The sequence below is a fragment of the Pseudomonas sp. EA_105y_Pfl2_R69 genome, assembly GCF_963970915.1.
Lineage (GTDB): Bacteria > Pseudomonadota > Gammaproteobacteria > Pseudomonadales > Pseudomonadaceae > Aquipseudomonas.
Map to the genome: position 1 here is coordinate 286,110 of NZ_CAXAOO010000004.1, position 19,070 is coordinate 305,179.

Consider the following 19,070-nt stretch of genomic DNA (forward strand, 5'->3'; position numbering starts at 1 on the left):
GCCGATACCACGGTGCAAATCGTCCTGCTCACGTCTGATCACAGTAGACCCTCCAGCCAAGGTTGCAGGCTGTTGAGGCCATCCTGAAAAGTGCGATCGAGCTGCAGGGGCGTGACCGACACATAGCCCTGCATCACCGCATGGAAGTCCGTGCCCGGGCCGCCGTCTTCGGCATCCCCGGCCACCGAGATCCAGTAACCTTCCTTGCCCCGTGGGTTGACCACCTTGACCGGCGCGGCCGCGCGGGCGCGATGGCCCAGGCGGGTCAGCTGGATACCACGGATATGCTCCAGCGGCAGGTTGGGGATATTGACGTTGAGCACGGTGCGCGGCGGCAGGTCGAGCTGCTCGTGGGCCTCGACCAGCTTGCGGGCGAAATAGGCGGCAGTGGGCAAGTTGTCCGGCTGGCGCGACAACAGCGAGAAGGCAAAGGCCGGACGCGTCAGGAAACGTCCCTCCAGGGCCGCGGCCACGGTGCCGGAATAGAGCACGTCATCGCCCAGATTGGCCCCCAGATTGATACCCGCCACCACCAGATCGGCCACCTCGGGCAGCAATCCGTTCAGGCCCAGGTGCACGCAATCGGTGGGCGTGCCGTTGAGGCTGATAAAACCATTGGGCAAGGTGCAGGGGTGCAGCGGACGATCGAGAGTCAGCGAACTGCTGGCACCGCTCTTGTCCTGGTCCGGGGCAATCACCGCACACTCGGCATAGTCGGCGAGCGCAGCATAGAGTGCAGCAAGGCCGGGGGCGGCCACGCCGTCATCATTAGAAATCAGAATACGCATGGGTTGTCCGTCTGCCCTGCCGGCAACAGATCGACGAGCTCACGCACCAATACGGTGGCGAAGCATCCAGCCGGCAGGACGAATTCCAGTTGCAGAATGTCAGGCTCGGGATAATGCCACGACAGGCCGCCAATGGGGAGGCGCAGGATGCGCCGTTCGTGCGTCATGCCCGCATCTGCCAACCAGTCGACCAAGGCATGCTCAGCCTCGGTGACCTGTTGCTCAAGACCTTGGGCCACCCCGGCGGCCGTGGACACCCCCGCCCCCCACAGCGGTCCGGTGGGATGCAGGTCGAGAATCGCCAGGCGCGGATCGCTGCATTCGGCCTCGCCGGCGGGGAAAAAGCTGCGGCTGTCGGTAAAGGCCAGCAGGTCGCCCGGCAGCGCCTGATTCCAGTTGCCAGCTGCTACCCGCGCGGCCAGCACCTGGTTGAACAGGTAACTGCGCGCTGCCGAAAGCACCCGCGAACGCACATTGCGCTTGTCCGGCAGGCTCTTGTTCGCGGCGAAATGCCGGGCATGGGCAACATTGCCGCCCTCATGACCGAAGCGCTGCAAGCCGTAATAGTTGGGGATGCCCTGGGCGGCGATCTGCGTCAGGCGCTGATCCAGCGCCTCGCGATCCGCCATCAGCTGAGTCAGGCGCAGGGTAAAACCGTTGGCCGCATGGGCACCGCGCTGCAACTTACGGCTATGGCGCAGCTGCTTGAGGATACGCAGGCTGGCATCTTCCGCGGCGCTCAGGTCGGGATCGGCCTTGCCCGGCAGGTGCAGGCTGAACCACTGCCGGGTCAGCGCCTGGCGATCCTTGAGCCCGGCATAGCTGATCATCCGCAGCGGCACGCCGGCGGCGCGGGCGATGCGCTTGGCGGCCTCTTCGGTGTTCAGCTCGCGCTTTTCCACCCATAACCAGAGGTGCTCGCCCTCACCAGCAAGGGGAATATCCAGCACTTCGTCGACCTGGAAATCTTCCGCCACGGCCTTGAGCAGCGCAGTGCCACAGGGCGTGCCATGGGCACGCGGGCCTAACAGCTCAAGCTCGTTCATTGCGCCACCAGCAGTGCCACGGCATGCACCGCGATGCCTTCTTCGCGGCCGGTAAAGCCGAGTTTCTCGGTGGTGGTGGCCTTGACGTTGACCTGATCCAGGCTCACCTGCAGGTCTTCGGCAATCAGCGCGCGCATGCTGTCGATATGCGCGGCCATCTTCGGGGCCTGGGCGACTATGCTGGCGTCGACATTACCCACCCGCCAGCCCTTGGCCTGCAGCAACCCCAGCACATGGCGCAGCAGCACGCGGCTGTCCGCGCCCTTGAAGGTCGGGTCGGTATCGGGGAAATGTTTGCCGATATCGCCCAGGGCCGCCGCGCCGAGCAAGGCGTCGGCGAGTGCGTGCAGCAGCACGTCGCCGTCGGAATGGGCGATCAAGCCGAAGCGATGGGGAATCCGCACGCCGCCGAGGGTGATGAACTCGCCCTCGCCGAAACGGTGCACGTCGTAGCCGTGGCCAATACGCATAAAGAACAACGCCCTGAAAAAGTCAGGGCGTGATTCTAACCGTTTTGGCCGGCTGCCCGGATGAAATCCGGGAGACGAATTTCCCGGATTTCATCCGGGCTACGCCTGGTGCAATGCCGCCGCATGATGACGCAGGTGGTCATCGATAAAGCTGGCGATAAAGTAGTAGCTATGATCGTAGCCCGGCTGCAGGCGCAGGGTCAGCGGATGCCCCGCCGCCTGGGCGGCGCTCTTCAGCGCCTCGGGTTTGAGCTGAGTCTCGAGAAAGTCGTCGCGATCGCCCTGGTCGACCAGGATCGGCAACTTCTCCGTCGCCTCCGCCAGCAAGGCGCAGGCATCCCACTCGCGCCAGCGCGAACGCTCCTCGCCCAGGTAGCGGGAAAAGGCCTTCTCGCCCCAGGGGCAATTCATCGGGTTGCCGATCGGCGCGAAGGCCGACAGCGACTGATAGCGCCCCGGGTTGCGCAGGGCGCAGACCAGCGCACCATGGCCGCCCATGGAGTGACCGCTGATGCCGCGCTTGGCGGAGACCGGGAAATTCGCCTCGATCAGCGCCGGCAGCTCCTCAACCACATAGTCGTACATGCGGTAGTTGCGCGCCCAGGGCTGCTGGGTGGCATTGAGGTAAAAGCCGGCCCCCAGCCCGAAATCCCAGGCCTGCTCCGGGTCATCCGGCACATCCGCGCCGCGCGGGCTGGTGTCCGGCGCGACGATGATCAGCCCCAGCTCGGCGGCCAGCTTGTGCGCGCCGGCCTTCTGCATAAAGTTCTCGTCGGTGCAGGTCAGGCCGCTCAGCCAGTACAGCACTGGCAGTTTCGCACCCTGCTCAGCCTGCGGCGGCAGGTACACGGCAAACACCATATCGCAGCCCAGCACCGCCGAACGATGACGGTAGCGTTTGTGCCATCCGCCGGCACTCTTCTGGCAGGAAATATTTTCCAAGGTCATGAGGCCTCCATTGGGCGGCCATGCAGCCGCCCAGCGTAATCAGAAGTGGATGACGGTACGGATGCTCTTGCCTTCATGCATCAGCTCGAACGCCTGGTTGATGTCGTCCAGTGGCATGTTGTGGGTGATAAAGGTGTCCAAGGGGATTTCGCCCGTCTGCGCCTTCGCCACATAGCTTGGCAGCTCGGTGCGGCCCTTGACGCCGCCGAAGGCGCTGCCGCGCCAGACCCGCCCGGTGACCAGCTGGAACGGCCGGGTGCTGATTTCCTGGCCGGCACCGGCCACGCCGATGATGGTCGACTCGCCCCAACCCTTGTGGCAGCACTCCAGCGCCGCGCGCATCAGCTGCACATTGCCGACGCACTCGAAGCTGTAATCCACGCCGCCATCGGTCATCTCGACTATGACCTCCTGGATCGGCTTGGCGAACTCCTTGGGATTGATAAAGTCGGTGGCCCCCAGCTCGCGGGCGATATCGAACTTGGACGGGTTGATATCGACTGCGATGATGCGCCCGGCCTTGGCCATCTTCGCGCCGATGATCGCCGCCAGCCCGATGCCGCCCAGACCGAAGATGGCCACGCTGGCACCCTCTTCCACCTTGGCGGTGTTGAGTACGGCACCGATACCGGTGGTCACGCCGCAGCCGAGCAGGCAGACCTTTTCCAGCGGCGCTTCCTTAGGGATCTTGGCCAGGGAGACTTCCGGCAGCACGGTGTATTCGGAGAAGGTCGAGCAGCCCATATAGTGGTAGATCGGCTCACCTTGGTAGCTGAAGCGCGTGGTGCCGTCCGGCATCAGGCCCTTGCCCTGGGTGGCGCGCACCGAGCTGCACAGATTGGTCTTGTTGGATTTGCAGAATTTGCACTCGCCGCATTCGGCGGTATACAGCGGGATCACATGGTCGCCGACAGCCAGGGAGGTCACGCCCTCGCCGATGGCTTCGACTATGCCGCCGCCTTCGTGGCCGAGAATGCAGGGGAACACGCCTTCGCTGTCCTCGCCGGAGAGGGTGTAGGCATCCGTGTGGCACACGCCGGTGGCGACTATGCGCACCAGCACTTCGCCGGCCTTGGGCGGCGCGACATCCACCTCGACGATCTGCAGCGGTTGATTGGGTGCAAAGGCTACGGCAGCACGGGACTTGATCATGATCGCTCTCCAGCGGATTCAACGGTGGCGCAGAGTGTAGATCAGTGCCTAGCGATAGATAATCAAGCAAAAGGCAAAACATTATTGCTACACAGGGATAATCAATCGCCGACTGATTTAGAATCCCTCGATCGCCAGGCAGCAGCCATTCCCTATGGCTTGCTGCACTTCCCACATCCATGTGGGTCGCAAACTGGCCCCTGACTAAGGAACAGAACGATGAATCGCTGGGAAGGCCTGGATGAATTCGTTGCCGTGGCCGAGTGCGGCCAGTTCAGCGCCGCGGCCGAGCGCCTGGGTCTGTCGTCCTCCCACGTCAGCCGGCAGATCGCCCGCCTGGAGGAACGCCTGCAGACCCGCCTGTTCTACCGCAGCACCCGGCGGGTGGTGCTGACCGAGGCAGGGCAGACCTTTCTGCAACATTGCCAGCGCCTGCAGGATGCCCGCGAGGAAGCGCTGCGTGCGGTCGGCGACCTGAGCAGCGAGCCCAAGGGCTTGCTGCGCATGACCTGCGCCGTGGCCTATGGCGAACGCTTTATCGTGCCCCTGGTGACCGAATTCATGACCCGGCACCCGCAGTTGCGGGTGGATATCGAGTTGAGCAACCGCACCCTCGATATGCTGCACGAAGGGCTCGACCTGGCCATTCGCCTGGGCCGCCTGCAGGACTCGCGCCTGGTGGCCACCCGTCTGGCACCGCGACAGATGTACCTGTGCGCGGCCCCCGCCTACCTGCAGCGCTACGGCCGCCCGCATTCGCTGTCGGAACTGGGCCGGCACAACTGCCTGGTCGGCAGCACGGAGGTCTGGAGCTTTCAGATCAACGGCCAGGAGTCGAGCCAGCGGGTACAGGGCAACTGGCGCTGCAACAGTGGCCAGGCGGTGCTGGACGCCGCCCTGCGCGGCCTTGGGTTGTGTCAGTTACCGGACTACTATGTGCTGGAGCACTTGCGCAGCGGTGCCCTGGTGTCCCTGCTGGACAATCAGCAACCACCCGATACCGCGGTGTGGGCGCTGTACCCGCAACAACGCCACCTGTCGCCCAAGGTGCGGCAACTGGTCGATTACCTCAAACAGGGCCTGGCGCAACGCAACGAGTACTGCCAGCAACAGAATGTCACAGCCACGCGAGGAACATCGTCAGCCTGAACACGTCCCAGGACTGGGAGCTCACCCTTCTCATTCGCCGTCCGCACAAGGGGAAACGTCATGCAAGTACTGGTCAACAGCGACAACCATATCGAAGCCTCACTCGACTTTATGACCACCATCGGCAAGCGCGTGGAGGACAGGATCAAGCGCTTCGAGGAACACCTGACCCGCGTGGAGGTTCACCTGAGCGATGAGAACGCCCACAAGGGCGGCACACTGGACAAACGCTGCCTGATCGAAGCCCGGCAGAAAGGCCGCGATCCGATTTCGGTTTCGCACAACGCCGACCACCTGGAGAAGGCCATCGAGGGTGCCATCCACAAACTCAGCACGGTACTGGAACGCGACATCAGCAAGACCAGAACCCACTGACAATTAGAGGTTTAGCCGCTCGCCGTGGGCGGCTTGCAGGCCGTTGAAAATGTAGGCGAGGCAGGCAAGACAAGGCAAAAACGGCCGAGGAAGCGGAGTTTACTGGTTGTAAATGAGCATTCCGAGGCCGTTTTTAACGCAGTATTGCCAACGTAGGTAGTGTTTCAACGGCCTGCTAGACGCGCCACAAGCGACGCAAGCCTAGCAGGTCTTCGGGGCGCGTCACCTTGAGGTTGTCCCCCCGCCCCTCGATCAGGCGCGGCGCATGCCCCGCCCACTCCATGGCCGAGGCCTCATCGGTAATCGCCACGCCCGCCAGCAAGGCATCCGCCAGGGCCCGCTGCAATTCGCCCAGGCGAAACATCTGCGGCGTATAAGCCTGCCAGATCGTCACCCGGTCGACGGTTTCCCGCACCCGTCCATCCGGCCCCGCACGCTTGAGGGTGTCGCGCGCCGGCACCGCGAGCAGACCGCCCACCGCATCACCGGCCAGCTCCGCGAGCAGCAGGTCCAGGTCCGAACGAGCCAGATTGGGCCGCGCGGCATCGTGCACCAGTACCCAGTCGTCGTCCCGCGCGCCCAGCTCGCTCAGCCGCAGCAGGCCGTTAAGCACCGAGTCGGCGCGCTCACGGCCACCTTCGGCGCGTTGCAGGCGTGGTTCAGCGGCGCAGGCCAGATGCGGCCAGTAGGGATCGTCGAGCGCCAGGCTGACCACCACCCCGAGCAACTGCGGATGGTCGAGAAAGCACGCCAGGCTGTGTTCAATAATGGTCTTGCCGGCCACTTCCAGGTATTGCTTGGGCCGGTCGGCCGCCATCCGACTGCCGACGCCGGCTGCCGGGATAAGGGCCCAGAAAGGAGGTAATTCGGCGGTATTCATTCGGCCAGCTGATAGAGGGTTTCGCCCTCTTTGAGCATCCCCAGCTCATGGCGGGCGCGCTCCTCGACGGTTTCCATGCCGCTTTTCAGCTCCAGCACTTCCGCTTCGAGAATACGATTGCGCTCCTGCAGCTGCTCGTTTTCGCCCCGCTGCTCGGCAATCTGCTGCTTCAACTGGGTAGCCTGGGCCAGGCTGCCATCGCCCACCCACAGACGGTACTGCAGGCCAGCCAGCAGCAGAATCAGAACAAGCAACAACCAATAGGGACTACGCATGACAGGAAAAGCATCCGGACGAAAAAGGGGCGACTCGCGCCGCCCCTCTTTTACCACGACTGAGCTCAACCACGGAACTCGGCGCGGCCACGATAAGCCGCCTTGCCGGCCAGCTGCTCTTCGATGCGCAGCAGCTGGTTGTACTTCGACACGCGGTCGGAACGGCACAGCGAACCGGTCTTGATCTGGCCGGCGGCAGTACCTACGGCCAGATCGGCGATGGTGCTGTCTTCGGTTTCGCCGCTGCGGTGCGAGATTACGGCGGTGTAACCGGCGGCCTTGGCCATCTGGATGGCTTCCAGGGTCTCGGTCAAAGTGCCGATCTGATTGAACTTGATCAGGATCGAGTTGCCGATCGACTCGTCGATGCCGCGCTTGAGGATTTTGGTATTGGTTACAAACAGGTCGTCGCCAACCAGCTGCACCTTGTTGCCGATCTTGTCGGTCAGAATCTTCCAGCCCGCCCAATCGGACTCGTCCAGGCCGTCTTCGATGGAGATGATCGGGAAACGCTCAGTCAGGCCCTTGAGGTACTCGGCAAAACCTTCAGCGTCGAATACTTTGCCTTCGCCAGCCAGATCGTACTTACCGTCTTCGTAGAACTCACTGGCGGCGCAATCCAGGGCCAGGGTGACGTCCTCGCCCAGCTTGTAGCCGGCGTTGGCCACAGCTTCAGCGATAGCCGCCAGAGCGTCTTCGTTGGAAGCCAGGTTTGGTGCAAAACCACCTTCATCACCGACCGAGGTGCTCAGACCACGGGCTTTCAGCACGGCTTTGAGGTGATGGAAAATCTCGGTACCCATGCGCAGTGCGTCGGCGAAAGTCTTCGCGCCCACCGGCTGGACCATGAATTCCTGGATATCGACGTTGTTATCGGCGTGCTCGCCGCCGTTGATGATGTTCATCATCGGCACCGGCATCGAGTAAACGCCCGGAGTGCCGTTCAGATCGGCGATATGCGCATACAGCGGCACGCCCTTGGCCTGAGCGGCAGCCTTGGCCGCGGCCAGGGATACGGCAAGGATGGCGTTGGCACCCAGGGTGGCTTTGTTTTCGGTACCGTCGAGGGCGATCATCGCCAGGTCGAGGGCTTTCTGGTCGGTGGCATCCTTACCCAGCAGCAGGTCGCGGATCGGACCATTGATATTGGCCACGGCCTTGAGCACGCCCTTGCCCATGTAACGGCTCTTGTCGCCATCACGCAATTCCAGCGCTTCACGCGAACCGGTGGAGGCACCCGACGGCGCGCAGGCGCTGCCAATGATGCCGCTGTCGAGAATTACATCGGCTTCCACGGTCGGGTTACCACGGGAATCGAGAACCTCACGGCCTTTGATGTCAACGATCTTTGCCATTGCGTGTAGCACTCCAAAAAATTGACGAAAAGGGTAGTACCGAGCTGCACACTCATTGCGCGCCGGAGGAGACTCCGGCGCGCAACATGTACCGACTATTTAGTCAGATTGTATACAAAAGGCACTTTACCGCAGAATTGCCGTTTCAGGCAGTCTCAATCGGCGCAAAACTCTTGATCAGGTCATCCAGCTGCTTGAGCTGAGTGAGGAACGGCTCCAGCTTGTCCAGACGCAGGGCACAAGGGCCATCGCACTTGGCGTTGTCCGGGTCCGGGTGGGCTTCGAGGAACAAGCCGGCCAGGCCCTGGCTCATGCCCGCCTTGGCCAGATCGGTAACCTGGGCGCGACGACCACCGGCCGAATCGGCGCGACCGCCCGGCATCTGCAGGGCGTGAGTCACGTCGAAGAACACCGGGTAGTGGGTCTGCTTCATGATGCCGAAGCCGAGCATGTCCACCACCAGGTTGTTGTAGCCAAAGGAGCTGCCACGCTCGCAGAGGATCAGCTGATCGTTGCCGGCTTCGACACACTTGGCCAGGATATGTTTCATCTCCTGGGGTGCGAGAAACTGGGCCTTCTTGATATTGATCACCGCGCCGGTCTTGGCCATGGCCACCACCAGGTCGGTCTGCCGCGAGAGGAAGGCCGGCAACTGGATGATGTCGCAGACATCGGCCACCGGCTGCGCCTGATGCGGCTCATGCACGTCGGTGATCACCGGCACGCCGAAAGTCTTCTTGATCTCTTCGAAGACCTTCATGCCCTCTTCCAGACCCGGGCCGCGGAAGGAGGTCACCGAGGAACGGTTGGCCTTGTCGAAGCTGGCCTTGAACACATAGGGAATGCCGAGCTTGTCGGTGACCCGCACGTATTCTTCACAGGCACGCATGGCCAGGTCGCGGGACTCGATTACATTGATCCCACCGAACAGCACGAAGGGCTTGTCGTTGGCGATCTCGATATTGCCGACCTTGATGATCTTCTGGGTCATGTCCTTATGCCTTCTTCGCGTGCTGCGCCAGGGCGGCGCTGACGAAACCGCTGAACAACGGGTGACCGTCGCGCGGTGTCGAGGTGAACTCGGGGTGGAACTGGCAGGCCACGAACCACGGATGATCCGGTGCTTCCACCACTTCGACCAGCGCGCCGTCGCCGGAGCGGCCGGTGACCTTGAGGCCTGCCTCGAGCAGCTGCGGCAACAGGTTGTTGTTCACTTCGTAACGATGACGATGACGCTCGACAATCACATCCTTGCCGTAGCACTGATGCACCTGCGAACCGCTCTGCAGCTGGCAGTCCTGGGCCCCCAGGCGCATGGTGCCGCCCAGATCGGAGGCGTCGGTACGCTGCTCAGTCACGCCGGTAGCGTCCTGCCATTCGGTGATCAGACCGACCACAGGATGCTGGCTGCTGGTATCGAACTCGGTGGAGTTGGCGTCGCTCCAGCCCAGCACGTTGCGGGCAAACTCGATAACTGCCACCTGCATGCCGAGGCAGATACCCAGGTAGGGAATCTTGTTCTCACGGGCGTACTGCACGGTCTTGATCTTGCCTTCCACGCCACGCAGACCGAAGCCGCCCGGCACCAGAATGGCGTCAACGCCTTCAAGCAACGCGGTGCCTTTGTTTTCGATGTCTTCGGAGTCGATATAACGCAGATTGACCTTGGTGCGGTTCTGGATGCCGGCGTGGCTCATCGCTTCGATCAGCGACTTGTAGGCATCCAGCAGCTCCATGTACTTGCCGACCATGGCGATGGTGACTTCATGCTCCGGATTCAGCTTGGCGTCGACCACCCGCTCCCACTCGGACAGATCGGCACCGCCGCACTCCAGGCCGAAACGCTCGACGACGAAATCATCCAGCCCCTGGGCATGCAGCACACCCGGGATCTTGTAGATGGTGTCGACGTCTTCCAGGGAAATCACCGCACGCTCCTCGACGTTGGTGAACAGCGCGATCTTGCGCCGCGACGACACATCGATCGGGTGGTCGGAACGGCAGATCAGCACGTCCGGCTGCAGACCGATGGAACGCAGCTCCTTCACCGAATGCTGGGTCGGCTTGGTCTTGGTTTCGCCGGCGGTGGCGATATAGGGCACCAGGGTCAGGTGCATCAGCATGGCGCGCTTGGCACCCACTTCCACCCGCAGCTGGCGGATGGCTTCGAGGAACGGCTGCGACTCGATATCGCCCACCGTACCGCCGATCTCGACCATGGCCACGTCGGCGTCGCCGGCACCCTTGATGATGCGGCGCTTGATCTCGTCGGTGATGTGCGGAATGACCTGAATGGTCGCGCCCAGATAATCACCACGGCGCTCGCGGCGCAGCACGTCTTCGTAGACGCGGCCGGTGGTGAAGTTGTTGTTCTGGGTCATGGTGGTGCGGATAAACCGCTCGTAGTGGCCCAGGTCGAGGTCAGTCTCGGCACCGTCGTGAGTGACGAACACCTCACCGTGCTGGAACGGGCTCATGGTGCCCGGATCGACGTTGATATAGGGATCCAGCTTGAGCATGGTGACCTTCAGGCCCCGCGCCTCCAGGATAGCCGCCAATGAAGCCGAGGCGATGCCTTTCCCCAATGAAGAAACAACACCACCCGTGACGAATATGTAGCGCGTCATGAAAAACCCTAGAAGTCTGCGTTTAAGCGGTCAGTGCCGCCGGGGAAAGCGAAGGAATACCGAAGCGACCAATTGCAATACAGCGCAATCAGCTAGCCCTGCCGATTCCCAGGGGAGTCGACAAAAGCGCTAGTAAGACGGGAGCGTAGTCTACCGGAAAGGCCTTAGCAGCTCAAACCTTGATCACTCGTCGGCGGCTGCCAATGCAATTGCCAGCTACCGTCGACTGAGCCCTGGACACCCGACAGGTTGGCGACCGCCACCACCTGGTTATCCAAACGCAGCAGTGGCAGGCGATCACGGACAAAAGCTGGTACGCGCAGCTCATTGAACAGACGCTTGAGATCGCGATGTCCGCGCCCCGGCAAGAAAACCCGCTCGCCGCCCTGGCGATACCCCAGCTGCCAGCTGCCCGTCGGCAGCATGCCGTCAATGCGCACCTGCCCATTCCCTGGCAAGACCACCTGCTGATTACCTTGCACCACCGCATTCACCGGCACCGGCGAGCGCAGCCAGTCACCGGCCAACCACCACAGCCGCTCATCACTGCGGCGCAGCTCCCCCGCCGCCAGCCGCCAGACCGGCGCAGCATCCACGGCCGCATCGCGCAACGCCCGCCAACCGGCCCAATGCTCGCTATCGGGCATCGCCGTCAACGGCCGCAGCCAGTAACGCAGGGCATTGCGCTGGCGCGGCTCACTCAACCCGCGCAACGCAGGCAGCGCCAGGCTCGGCAAACCCAGCCAGGCAAACTCGCCCGGCACCTCGGCGGCCGCCACGTCCTGCTGCGCCAGCTCATCGAGCAATTGCCCCGCCTCGCTCAGGTGCGCGGCGCTACGGGCCATATTCGCCGAGGCCTGCGGCCAGCGACTGAGCAGTGCAGGCAGCACCTGACGGCGCAGGTAATTGCGCGAGAAGCGCTCATCGGTATTTGACGGGTCATCCACCCAGGCCAACCCATGCTCGCCGGCATAGGCCAACAGCTCAGCGCGCGAGCAGTCCAACAGCGGCCGAACCAGCTGCCCCGCACCCAGCGCACGACTCGCCGGCATGGCCGCCAAACCCTGCACTCCGGCACCGCGCAGCAGACGGAATAACAGGGTTTCCGCCTGATCGTCGCGATGCTGCGCGGCCAGCAGCACCTCATCGCGGCCCAGACGCGCAGCAAAAGCCGCATAGCGGGCAGCGCGCGCCGCACACTCAAGACTGGCCCCTAGGACCACCTGAACATGCTCAACCTGCAGTGGTACGGACAAAGCCGAGCACAGCTCACGGCAATGCGCCGGCCAGGCATCGGCCGCAGCCTGTAGGCCGTGATGGATATGAATAGCGGTAAGTGGCGGCAACGCCTCGCGCTGCGCAAGGCTGGCCAGCAGATGCAGCAGCACCGTGGAATCCAGCCCGCCGGACAGGGCAACACACCAGCCCGGGGCACCGAGCCAGGGCTGCAGGGCATCACGCAGACGAATATGCAAAGGAGTCATCGGCCAAGCTTAAAACAACAACGGGCCCGAAGGCCCGTTGTATGCGCAGCTGCCCGGCAATCAGGCAATCCCGTAGCTCATCAGGCGCTCGTAACGACGCGCCAGCAACTCGGTAGAGTCGAAGGTCTTCAGGGTATCCAGCTGAGCCCGCAGCGCCTGGCGCACCGATTCCGCGGCAGCGGCCGGGTCATTGTGGGCACCACCGAGCGGCTCGTCGATCACCTGATCGACAATGCCCAAGCCCTTCAGGCGCTCGGCGGTAATGCCCATGGCCTCGGCCGCATCGGGTGCCTTGTCTGCGGTCTTCCACAGGATCGAGGCACAGCCTTCCGGCGAGATCACCGAATAAGTGGAGTACTGCAGCATGTTCAGCTGATCGCAGACGCCGATGGCCAGCGCACCGCCGGAACCGCCTTCGCCGATCACGGTGGCGATGATCGGGGTTTTCAGCCGCGCCATCACCCGCAGGTTCCAGGCAATCGCCTCGCTCTGCCCACGCTCTTCGGCGTCGATACCCGGATAGGCACCGGGGGTGTCGATAAAGGTCAGGATCGGCATCTGGAAGCGTTCGGCCATTTCCATCAGGCGGCAGGCCTTGCGATAGCCCTCGGGGCGTGGCATGCCGAAGTTGCGGCGCACCTTCTCGCGCACCTCGCGGCCCTTCTGATGGCCGATCACCATCACCGGCTCGCCATCCAGACGTGCCACACCGCCGACAATCGCCGCATCATCGGAGAAATGCCGATCGCCGTGCAGTTCGTCGAACTCGGTGAAGATGTGCTGCAGGTAATCCAGGGTATAGGGACGGCGCGGATGACGCGCCAGCTTGGCGATCTGCCAGCTGGTCAGATTGCCGAAAATGCTTTCGGTCAGGGAGTTGCTCTTGTCCTGCAGACGCGCAATCTCGTCGCTGATATTGATCGAGTTGTCGCTACCGACCAGGCGAAGCTCTTCGATCTTGGCTTGCAGGTCGGCGATCGGCTGTTCGAAATCGAGAAAATTCGGGTTCATAGTCATCCGTCTTGCGTCGACGGCCAAGTGGCCGGGGAGCTGTATCCGTTTCGCGCCCTACCTTATAGCAGCAGGCGCATTCAGGTCGACACCAGGCTGCACATAAATCGGCAGCACCTCAGCGGTATCGTCACTGACAAGCGGGGCCGGGGCCCCGCAAATCAGCGGTAGTGCAGAAAGACGTTGTCGCGGCCGAACTGGTCACGCAATGTCTGAATCAGGCTGTCCGCCGGCTCGATCCGCCAGCTCTCGCCAAACTGCAGCTGGGCCTTGGCATCCGCACCACTGTAGTCGACGGTGATCGGACAGGCGCCGCGATGACGCCCGCAGAGCTCGGCCAGCCAGCGCAGTCGGTCGCCCTTCAGCGCGTCGCTGGCGACCCGCAAGCGCAGGCTGTCGGCCAGCCCGGTACGCGCATCTTCCAGGCTCATCACCCGCTTGGCGCGCAGACGCAGGCCGCCGGAAAAATCGTCGTTGCTCACCTCGCCTTCCACCACCACCAGGGCATCGGTCTGCAACAGGGCCTGGGCGCTGTTGAAGGCTTCGGCAAACAGCGAGGCCTCGATCCGTCCGGAACGGTCATCGAGGGTGATAAAGCCCATCTTGTCGCCCTTCTTGTTCTTCATCACCCGCAGGTTGATCACCAGGCCGGCGACCGTCTGGTCACCACGGGCCGGTTTGAGGTCGACGATGCGCTGACGGGCGAAACGGCGCACTTCGCCCTCGTATTCGTCGATCGGGTGGCCGGTGAGGTACAGGCCCAGGGTGTCCTTCTCGCCCTTGAGGCGCTCCTTGAGCGACAGCTCGCGGGCACGCAGGTGATTGGCGTAGACATCGGCCTCGGCATCTGCAAAGACCCCGCCAAACAGGTCCATATGGCCGCTGTCGTGGCTGCGCGCGGTCTGCTCGGCCGCCTGCACCGCCTCTTCCATGGCCGCCAGCAACACCGCACGGTTGCGGTCGATATTGGCCTTGTAGGCTTTCAGTTCTTCATGGAAATGCGGGCCCAGGCGGTCCAGCGCACCGCTGCGAATCAGCGCTTCGAGGGTGCGTTTATTGATCCGCTTGAGGTCGACCCGCGAGCAGAAGTCGAACAGATCCTTGAACGGTCCTTCCTCGCGCGCCTCGACGATGGCCTCCACCGGGCCTTCGCCGACGCCCTTGATCGCGCCCAGGCCGTAGACGATCCAGCCGCCGTCGTTGACCGTGAATTTGAACTCGGAGATGTTCACATCCGGCGCATCGAGGCGCAGCTTCATGCTGCGGCACTCCTCGATCAGGGTGACCACCTTGTCGGTGTTGTGCATATCCGCCGACAGCACTGCGGCCATAAAGGCTGCCGAGTGGTGCGCCTTGAGCCAGGCCGTCTGATACGAGAGCAAGCCATACGCAGCAGAGTGGGACTTGTTGAAGCCGTAACCGGCGAACTTTTCTACCAGATCGAAGATGTTGCCCGCCAAGTTCGCATCGATACCATTGCTGGTGCAGCCTTCGATAAAGCCGCCACGTTGCTTGGCCATCTCCTCAGGCTTCTTCTTACCCATGGCGCGGCGCAGCATGTCCGCACCACCCAAGGTGTAACCCGCCATCACCTGGGCAATCTGCATCACCTGTTCCTGGTACAGGATGATGCCGTAAGTGGGCTTGAGTACCGGCTCCAGGCCCGCGTACTGATAGTCCTGGTGCGGGTAGGAAATCGGCTCGCGGCCGTGCTTACGGTTGATAAAGTCGTCGACCATGCCCGACTGCAGCGGACCGGGGCGGAACAGCGCCACCAGGGCGATCATGTCTTCCAGGCAGTCCGGCTTGAGCTTCTTGATCAGCTCCTTCATGCCACGCGATTCAAGCTGGAATACCGCGGTGGTCTCGGCCTTCTGCAGCATGCTGAAGGTCGGCTTGTCATCCAGCGGAATAAAGTCGATGTTCAGGTCGGGCAAGCCTTGCTTGGCCTGCTCGCGGTTGATGGTCTCCATCGCCCACTTGATGATGGTCAGGGTGCGCAGGCCGAGGAAGTCGAACTTGACCAGACCCGCGGACTCGACGTCGTCCTTGTCGAACTGGGTCACCAGGCCACCACCCTCGTCGTCACAGGCGATCGGCGAGAAGTCGGTGAGTTTGGTCGGCGCGATGACCACGCCGCCGGCGTGCTTGCCGGTGCCGCGGCAGATACCTTCGAGTTTGCGCGACATTTCCCAGATTTCCCGGGCGTCCTCATCGACCTTGAGGAAATCGCGCAGCGACTCCTCCATCTCGTAGGCCTTCTCCAGGGTCATGCCGACTTCGAAGGGGATCATCTTCGACAGGCGATCGGCCAGGCCGTAGGACTTGCCCTGAGCCCGCGCCACGTCGCGCACCACCGCCTTGGCCGCCATGGTGCCGAAAGTGATGATCTGGCTGACCGCATTGCGCCCGTATTTCTCGGCCACGTAGTCGATGACCCGGTCGCGACCATCCATGCAGAAGTCGACGTCGAAGTCGGGCATCGATACCCGTTCCGGGTTGAGAAAGCGTTCGAACAGCAGGTCATAGGCCAGCGGGTCGAGGTCGGTGATCTTCTGCACGTAGGCCACCAGCGAACCGGCACCCGACCCACGGCCGGGGCCGACCGGCACGCCGTTGTTCTTCGCCCACTTGATAAAGTCCATTACGATCAGGAAGTAACCGGGGAAGCCCATCTGGATGATGATATCCAGCTCGAAATTCAACCGGTCGATATACACCTGCTTCTTCGCGTCGTAATCCGGGGTGTCCTTGGGCAGCAGCACCTCCAGGCGCTCATCCAGGCCGTCGAAGGACACCTTACGGAAATACTCGTCCATGGTCATGCCAGCCGGCACCGGGAAATCAGGCAGGAAGTACTTGCCCAGCTGCACTTCGATGTTGCAGCGCTTGGCGATCTCGAGGGTGTTTTCCAGCGCCTCCGGCAGGTCGCTGAACAGCTCGGCCATTTCCTCCGGGGTCTTCAGGTACTGCTGGTCGGAATAGGTGCGCGGCCGGCGCGGGTCATCCAGGCTGCGGCCCTCGCCGATGCATACACGGGTTTCGTGGGCGGCGAAGTCGTCCTGCTTGATAAAGCGCACATCGTTGGTAGCCACCAGTGGCGCACCGACCTTATCGGCCAAAGCGACGGCGGCGTGCAGGTGTTCTTCATCATTGACCCGATTGGTGCGCTGCACTTCCAGATAGAAGCGCTCGGGGAACACCGCCATCCATTCGCGCAGCAGGGCTTCGGCAAGCGCCGGCTCGTCGTTAAGCAGGGCATGGCCGACCTCGCCCTCCTTGGCCCCGGACAGGGCGATCAGCCCCTCGGCGGCAGCCTTGACCCAGTCGCGCTGGATAATCACCAGGTCGTTGCTCTGCCCTTCGCTCCAGCCGCGGGACACCAGTTCGGTGAGATTGCGATAGCCCTTGGGGTTCATCGCCAGCAGGGTTAGGCGCGAAAGCGGGCCGTCTTCCTCGGCGCTGGCCAGCCAGATATCGGCTCCGCAGATCGGCTTGATGCCGCCGCCCATGGCCGCCTTGTAGAACTTCACCAGCGAGCACATGTTGCTCATGTCGGTGACCGCCACCGCCGGCATGCCGGCCGCCGCCACCACCTTGACCAGCGGCTTGACCCGCACCAGGCCGTCGACCAGGGAAAACTCGGTATGCAGGCGTAGGTGGACGAACGAAGCAGTCATGACAGTCCTATATCAAACACAAAAACGACAGGGAGGGGATTGTACAGCCAAGGCAGCGGCAGGCTACAGGCTGCAAGCCGAAAGCGATGGCAGGCGTATCAGTCCGCCAGCAAGGCGCGTACCGGGCCAAAGGAGCGCCGATGAATCGGCGTCGGCCCCAGGCGGCGCAGGGCCTCCAGGTGCACCGAGGTGGGATAGCCCTTATGCCCGGCAATGCCGTAGCCGGGGTACTGCGCATCGAGCTGCTGCATTTCCCGATCGCGGCTGACCTTGGCCAGGATCGATGCGGCGGCAATCGCCGGCACCTGGCTGTCGCCCTTGACCACCGCAGCACTGGGCACCTGCAGGACAGGGCAGCGATTGCCGTCGATCAGCGCCAGCCTGGGCGTGATGCTCAGGCCTTCCACCGCCCGCTGCATGGCCAGCATGGTGGCGTGGAGAATATTCAGGCGGTCGATTTCTTCCACTTCGGCACGGGCGATGCACCAGGCCAGGGCCTTCTCGCGGATTTCGTCGAAGAGTTTTTCGCGGCGCGCCTCGCTGAGCTTCTTCGAGTCGTTCAGGCCGAGGATCGGTCGCGACGGATCGAGGATCACCGCCGCCGTCACCACCGCACCACAGAGCGGGCCACGGCCGACTTCGTCGACACCGGCCACCAGTTCCTGCACCAGGGTGAAATCCAATCCCAATTGCATCAGTTGCGCCCCAGCAACTGCAGCACGGCCTCGGCGGCCTGCACCGAGGCATCGCGACGCAGGGCCCGGTGAATCACATCGAAGCCTTCGGTCTGCACCTCGCCGCCATTGAGCAAGGGGGCCAGCAACTGCGCCAGGGCTTCAGGGGTGGCCGCATCCTGAATCATCTCGGGCACCAGCAAACGCTCGGCCAGCAGATTGGGCAGCGAGATATAGGCGCTGCTGACCAGGCGCTTGAGAATCCGGTAGGTCATGGGCGCAACCTTGTAGGCCACCACCATCGGCCGCTTGTACAGCAGCGCTTCCAGGGTCGCGGTGCCCGAAGCGATCAGGACCGCGTCACAGGCTGCCAGGGCCTCATGGGAACGACCATCGAGCAGGGTCAGTGGCAGATCGCGACCGACCAGCATCTGCTCCAGCTGCACACGCCGCTGAGGGCTGGCGCAGGGCAGGACGAAACGAATGCCTGGACGCAGGGTGCGCAAACGTACCGCCGCATCGAGAAACAGACTCCCCAGGCGCGCCACTTCGCCACCCCGGCTGCCCGGCATCAAGGCCACCACGGCGCTGTCCTGGGGCAGGTCGAGCGCCTCGCGGGCGGCGACGCGGTCGGCCATGAGCGGAATCGTATCGGCCAGGGGGTGGCCAACGAAGCGCACCGGCACCTGATGGGCATCGTAGAACTGCGCCTCGAACGGAAACAGGCAGAGCATCAGGTCGCAGGCTTCGCGGATCTTCAGCACGCGCTTCTGCCGCCAGGCCCAGACCGAAGGGCTGACATAGTGCACGGTCTTGATCCCGGCCCGGCGCAGCTTGAGCTCCAGGCCCAGATTGAAATCCGGTGCATCGATGCCGATAAACACATCGGGCCTGGCCGCGATCAGGGTCTTGACCAGCTTGCGCCGACGCGCCAGCAATTCGGGCAACCGCCCCAGCACCTCGACCAGGCCCATCACCGACAGGCGCTCCATGGGGAAATAGGGATTCAGGCCCTGGGCCTGCATCAGCGGCCCACCGACGCCGATAAACTCCACCTGGGGATAGCGGGCCTTGAGCGCCTGCATCAACCCGGCACCGAGAATATCGCCGGAAGCCTCGCCAGCCACCAGCGCGACACGTATTAGAGCCGCCATGA

Annotated in this window: 17 protein-coding genes; 2 read left to right on the forward strand and 15 right to left on the reverse strand. The window is 63.1% G+C overall.

From position 1 onward, the window contains the following. Positions 1 to 38 precede the first annotated feature (38 nt). The 5 genes from surE to AACY13_RS13465 form a co-directional block, all read right to left on the reverse strand. Positions 39 to 788 (reverse strand): 5'/3'-nucleotidase SurE, encoded by a 750-nt coding sequence (gene surE, locus AACY13_RS13445; protein ID WP_339462081.1) that lies wholly within the window; start codon positions 786 to 788, stop codon positions 39 to 41. Continuing rightward, complete coding sequence (gene truD, locus AACY13_RS13450; protein WP_339462082.1) at positions 776 to 1,834, reverse strand: tRNA pseudouridine(13) synthase TruD; 1,059 nt, start codon at positions 1,832 to 1,834, stop codon at positions 776 to 778. The genes surE and truD overlap by 13 nt, the downstream gene beginning before the upstream one ends. Then, on the reverse strand, positions 1,831 to 2,304 hold the full coding sequence (gene ispF / locus AACY13_RS13455) for a 2-C-methyl-D-erythritol 2,4-cyclodiphosphate synthase (protein ID WP_339462083.1): 474 nt from the start codon (positions 2,302 to 2,304) through the stop codon (positions 1,831 to 1,833). The genes truD and ispF overlap by 4 nt, the downstream gene beginning before the upstream one ends. 99 nt (positions 2,305 to 2,403) lie before the next feature. Continuing rightward, the gene (fghA, locus tag AACY13_RS13460) at positions 2,404 to 3,252 is read right to left on the reverse strand and encodes an S-formylglutathione hydrolase (RefSeq protein ID WP_339462084.1); all 849 of its coding nucleotides are present in this window, start codon (positions 3,250 to 3,252) and stop codon (positions 2,404 to 2,406) included. A 39-nt stretch (positions 3,253 to 3,291) separates the two neighbouring features. After that, positions 3,292 to 4,404, reverse strand: coding sequence for an S-(hydroxymethyl)glutathione dehydrogenase/class III alcohol dehydrogenase (locus AACY13_RS13465; RefSeq protein WP_339462085.1), 1,113 nt, complete (start codon positions 4,402 to 4,404; stop codon positions 3,292 to 3,294). A gap of 219 nt (positions 4,405 to 4,623) precedes the next feature. Between AACY13_RS13465 and AACY13_RS13470 the strand changes: the two genes are divergently transcribed. Continuing rightward, the gene (locus AACY13_RS13470) at positions 4,624 to 5,553 is read left to right on the forward strand and encodes a LysR substrate-binding domain-containing protein (protein ID WP_339462086.1); all 930 of its coding nucleotides are present in this window, start codon (positions 4,624 to 4,626) and stop codon (positions 5,551 to 5,553) included. A gap of 60 nt (positions 5,554 to 5,613) precedes the next feature. After that, positions 5,614 to 5,928 (forward strand): HPF/RaiA family ribosome-associated protein, encoded by a 315-nt coding sequence (locus tag AACY13_RS13475; protein WP_339462087.1) that lies wholly within the window; start codon positions 5,614 to 5,616, stop codon positions 5,926 to 5,928. A gap of 175 nt (positions 5,929 to 6,103) precedes the next feature. Here the strand turns inward: AACY13_RS13475 and ispD are convergent, their stop codons facing one another. The 10 genes from ispD to lpxB form a co-directional block, all read right to left on the reverse strand. Continuing rightward, positions 6,104 to 6,808, reverse strand: coding sequence for a 2-C-methyl-D-erythritol 4-phosphate cytidylyltransferase (gene ispD / locus AACY13_RS13480; RefSeq protein WP_339462088.1), 705 nt, complete (start codon positions 6,806 to 6,808; stop codon positions 6,104 to 6,106). After that, positions 6,805 to 7,083, reverse strand: a complete 279-nt coding sequence (ftsB, locus tag AACY13_RS13485) for a cell division protein FtsB (protein ID WP_339462089.1) — start codon at positions 7,081 to 7,083, stop codon at positions 6,805 to 6,807. The genes ispD and ftsB overlap by 4 nt, the downstream gene beginning before the upstream one ends. Positions 7,084 to 7,148: 65 nt before the next feature. Continuing rightward, a complete protein-coding gene (eno, locus tag AACY13_RS13490) occupies positions 7,149 to 8,438 on the reverse strand; it encodes a phosphopyruvate hydratase (RefSeq protein ID WP_339462090.1) in 1,290 nt (429 codons plus the stop codon). A 145-nt stretch (positions 8,439 to 8,583) separates the two neighbouring features. Continuing rightward, positions 8,584 to 9,429: a 3-deoxy-8-phosphooctulonate synthase gene (kdsA, locus tag AACY13_RS13495; protein WP_339462091.1), complete on the reverse strand. Its 846-nt coding sequence runs from the start codon at positions 9,427 to 9,429 to the stop codon at positions 8,584 to 8,586. A 4-nt stretch (positions 9,430 to 9,433) separates the two neighbouring features. Further along, positions 9,434 to 11,065 carry a CTP synthase gene (locus tag AACY13_RS13500; protein ID WP_339462092.1) on the reverse strand — a complete coding sequence of 544 codons (1,632 nt, stop codon included), beginning with the start codon at positions 11,063 to 11,065 and terminating at the stop codon, positions 9,434 to 9,436. A 164-nt stretch (positions 11,066 to 11,229) separates the two neighbouring features. Further along, positions 11,230 to 12,549 carry a tRNA lysidine(34) synthetase TilS gene (tilS, locus tag AACY13_RS13505; RefSeq protein ID WP_339462093.1) on the reverse strand — a complete coding sequence of 440 codons (1,320 nt, stop codon included), beginning with the start codon at positions 12,547 to 12,549 and terminating at the stop codon, positions 11,230 to 11,232. 60 nt (positions 12,550 to 12,609) lie between these two features. Further along, the gene (gene accA, locus AACY13_RS13510; RefSeq protein ID WP_339462094.1) at positions 12,610 to 13,560 is read right to left on the reverse strand and encodes an acetyl-CoA carboxylase carboxyl transferase subunit alpha; all 951 of its coding nucleotides are present in this window, start codon (positions 13,558 to 13,560) and stop codon (positions 12,610 to 12,612) included. Between the two features lie 161 nt (positions 13,561 to 13,721). Continuing rightward, on the reverse strand, positions 13,722 to 17,240 hold the full coding sequence (dnaE, locus tag AACY13_RS13515; RefSeq protein ID WP_339462095.1) for a DNA polymerase III subunit alpha: 3,519 nt from the start codon (positions 17,238 to 17,240) through the stop codon (positions 13,722 to 13,724). A 98-nt stretch (positions 17,241 to 17,338) separates the two neighbouring features. After that, positions 17,339 to 17,935: a ribonuclease HII gene (gene rnhB, locus AACY13_RS13520; RefSeq protein ID WP_339462096.1), complete on the reverse strand. Its 597-nt coding sequence runs from the start codon at positions 17,933 to 17,935 to the stop codon at positions 17,339 to 17,341. Then, a complete protein-coding gene (gene lpxB, locus AACY13_RS13525; RefSeq protein WP_339462097.1) occupies positions 17,935 to 19,068 on the reverse strand; it encodes a lipid-A-disaccharide synthase in 1,134 nt (377 codons plus the stop codon). The genes rnhB and lpxB overlap by 1 nt, the downstream gene beginning before the upstream one ends. Positions 19,069 to 19,070: the final 2 nt, after the last annotated feature.

Bases quoted from the DNA above. Each gene is read 5' to 3' on its own strand.
- surE (WP_339462081.1), bottom strand. From the start codon at position 788: ATGCGTATTCTGATTTCTAATGATGACGGCGTGGCCGCCCCCGGCCTT.
- truD (WP_339462082.1), bottom strand. From the start codon at position 1,834: ATGAACGAGCTTGAGCTGTTAGGCCCGCGTGCCCATGGCACGCCCTGT.
- ispF (WP_339462083.1), bottom strand. From the start codon at position 2,304: ATGCGTATTGGCCACGGCTACGACGTGCACCGTTTCGGCGAGGGCGAG.
- fghA (WP_339462084.1), bottom strand. From the start codon at position 3,252: ATGACCTTGGAAAATATTTCCTGCCAGAAGAGTGCCGGCGGATGGCAC.
- AACY13_RS13465 (WP_339462085.1), bottom strand. From the start codon at position 4,404: ATGATCAAGTCCCGTGCTGCCGTAGCCTTTGCACCCAATCAACCGCTG.
- AACY13_RS13470 (WP_339462086.1), top strand. From the start codon at position 4,624: ATGAATCGCTGGGAAGGCCTGGATGAATTCGTTGCCGTGGCCGAGTGC.
- AACY13_RS13475 (WP_339462087.1), top strand. From the start codon at position 5,614: ATGCAAGTACTGGTCAACAGCGACAACCATATCGAAGCCTCACTCGAC.
- ispD (WP_339462088.1), bottom strand. From the start codon at position 6,808: ATGAATACCGCCGAATTACCTCCTTTCTGGGCCCTTATCCCGGCAGCC.
- ftsB (WP_339462089.1), bottom strand. From the start codon at position 7,083: ATGCGTAGTCCCTATTGGTTGTTGCTTGTTCTGATTCTGCTGCTGGCT.
- eno (WP_339462090.1), bottom strand. From the start codon at position 8,438: ATGGCAAAGATCGTTGACATCAAAGGCCGTGAGGTTCTCGATTCCCGT.
- kdsA (WP_339462091.1), bottom strand. From the start codon at position 9,429: ATGACCCAGAAGATCATCAAGGTCGGCAATATCGAGATCGCCAACGAC.
- AACY13_RS13500 (WP_339462092.1), bottom strand. From the start codon at position 11,065: ATGACGCGCTACATATTCGTCACGGGTGGTGTTGTTTCTTCATTGGGG.
- tilS (WP_339462093.1), bottom strand. From the start codon at position 12,549: ATGACTCCTTTGCATATTCGTCTGCGTGATGCCCTGCAGCCCTGGCTC.
- accA (WP_339462094.1), bottom strand. From the start codon at position 13,560: ATGAACCCGAATTTTCTCGATTTCGAACAGCCGATCGCCGACCTGCAA.
- dnaE (WP_339462095.1), bottom strand. From the start codon at position 17,240: ATGACTGCTTCGTTCGTCCACCTACGCCTGCATACCGAGTTTTCCCTG.
- rnhB (WP_339462096.1), bottom strand. From the start codon at position 17,935: ATGCAATTGGGATTGGATTTCACCCTGGTGCAGGAACTGGTGGCCGGT.
- lpxB (WP_339462097.1), bottom strand. From the start codon at position 19,068: ATGGCGGCTCTAATACGTGTCGCGCTGGTGGCTGGCGAGGCTTCCGGC.